General features: G+C 64.4%; 2 protein-coding genes and 1 pseudogene. 1 reads left to right on the plus strand and 2 read right to left on the minus strand.

The window, feature by feature from the left end; translation table 11 throughout:
- Positions 1-217 (minus strand): annotated as a pseudogene (locus tag FCG67_RS24540) (hypothetical protein); the annotation flags it as partial.
- A gap of 297 nt (positions 218-514) precedes the next feature.
- Here FCG67_RS24540 and FCG67_RS24545 point away from each other — a divergent pair.
- Positions 515-1,543, plus strand: a complete 1,029-nt coding sequence (locus tag FCG67_RS24545; protein ID WP_136912187.1) for a chymotrypsin family serine protease — start codon at positions 515-517, stop codon at positions 1,541-1,543.
- Between the two features lie 73 nt (positions 1,544-1,616).
- Here FCG67_RS24545 and FCG67_RS24550 read toward each other — a convergent pair whose 3' ends face one another.
- Positions 1,617-1,838, minus strand: a complete 222-nt coding sequence (locus tag FCG67_RS24550; protein WP_136912188.1) for an MbtH family protein — start codon at positions 1,836-1,838, stop codon at positions 1,617-1,619.
- Between the last annotated feature and the right edge of the window lie 77 nt (positions 1,839-1,915).

Here is a 1,915-nt window from a genome sequence, read left to right on the forward strand (position 1 = left end):
CGAGGTGACCGTCCCGCGAGCGCAGCGGCTGCGACCCGCTGGCCGGGTCCACGATCGCCAGGCGCTCGTGCACCAGGATCGCGCCGTCACCGACGAACACCCCGCTCCAGTCGGGCCCGCGGTGCCGCTGCCTGCGCGACAGTTCCACGGCCTGAACACGCAGCGCGGCCAGATCGTCGCCGGACCGCAGACCGAAAATGCCGAGGATCGAACACACGGAGAAACTCCTTCACAGCGGGCAGGGTGTCGCCACGGGATTGGTCGTCAGGGGCGATCCGAAGCAGCCGGTGGCAACACGGTCGAAACCTTGGCCACTGATGCGTGGCCATTCTGCCGCGTTGTCCGCTCTGGCGGACGTAATTGTGCCGACTCCCTCGATGAGGTCGACCATCGCCGATCCCGACCGTCACCTCGCTTGGCTGAAGTCGCGAACCACCCCCCAAAAAGAAACCGATCGGTCTACTATCCGATCTGAAATGTACCCGAATGAACATGATTCAGTCAGAGGAGTTCTGTGAAGCGCCCCATCAGGTATCTTGCCGGAGCCGTCGCCACATCCGTATTGCTGCTCGGTCTCGGCCCCGGCACCGCGCACGCCCTTCAGGAGGAACCGCCTGGGCCGGCCAAGGACTACAGCCAGGTTCCACAACCGGCCGTCCCCGCACCCAAGACCGTCGCGGCAGGCATGCGGATCACGTTCGACGACTACGTCTACTTCGGCAATCAGTGCACACTCGGCGCCGTCGGCACCGACGCGGCGGGACGCAAGGTCGGAATCACCGCGGGGCACTGCAACCCCGTCCCCGACAAGGAATGGAACCCCGACAACACCCAGCGACTGACGGACAACACGTGGAAGCCCATCGTGGGGCCCGCGGTCAATGTCCACACCACCACCAACGATTACCCGGTCTGGGACTGGCGGGATGTCGGAGCCGGTCCCATCGGGTGGATCCGTTATGTATCGGTTGACGAGCGTCCCGGCCGCGAGTACCCGATCAACAAACTCGACTACATGGTCATCGAGTTCGCTCCGCATGTCACGCTATCGAGCCAGGTGATGACCGCACCCAAGTATGCAACGCGAACCAACGAATCGGGCGAGCAGGTCCTCGACTACAGCCAGGTCGTGGAGCCCGCCAAGCCCTGGTTCACCATGAACGCGCTGTACGCAGACGCCGCCGGAAACCCGAAGCTTCCTCCCTTCGGGCAAACCCTCTGCAATGCCGGCGCCATCACCAATGAAGGACAGGTTCAGGGCGGCACGCCAACGGACCTCATCTGCGGAATGGTCTGGAGTACCGCTGATGGCGTGATCCGCACCAGCGCAGGCCAGTTGGGCGGCGACTCCGGCGGCCCTGCCTTCATCAAGGGCACCGGGACCAAGTGGGCCGGAATCGTCTCGTGGTGGGCGCCGGGCGCAAACCCCGTCGCCCAGTGGGCCTACACGTCAGCCAAGAAGATCCTCGACCACCTCAATTCCTGGCGTGACGCGAATGGCAACCCCATGACCGGCAACGGCTTCACCATCTTCAACGGCTGATCCCAGCCCCGACGCACAAAGAACCAGACCGGCCCCGGAACACGAGTTCCGGGGCCGGCGTCGTTCTGGGCAACTACCTCGCGGCGTCGGCCTCCATCGCGGCGATCAGGCTCTTCGGGCGCATGTCGGTCCAGTTGGCCTCGACGTAGGCCACGCAGGCCTCACGCGAGTCCTCTCCGTGCACGGTGGTCCAGCCGGCAGGCACGTCCGCGAAGACCGGCCACAGCGAGTGCTGGCCCTCCTCGTTCACCAATACCAGGAACTTCGCGTCTGCATCGTCGAAGGGGTTGCTCATTCTTTCTGCCTTTCATCAAGAACTGAATTGTCATGTTCGTGCGCCGTGCGCTGCCGCGGTGCTTCTGGGTCGTCACA

Source organism: Rhodococcus oryzae, from assembly GCF_005049235.1.
Taxonomy (GTDB): domain Bacteria; phylum Actinomycetota; class Actinomycetes; order Mycobacteriales; family Mycobacteriaceae; genus Rhodococcus_G; species Rhodococcus_G oryzae.

Bases quoted from the DNA above. Each gene is read 5' to 3' on its own strand.
- FCG67_RS24550 (WP_136912188.1), bottom strand. From the start codon at position 1,838: ATGAGCAACCCCTTCGACGATGCAGACGCGAAGTTCCTGGTATTGGTG.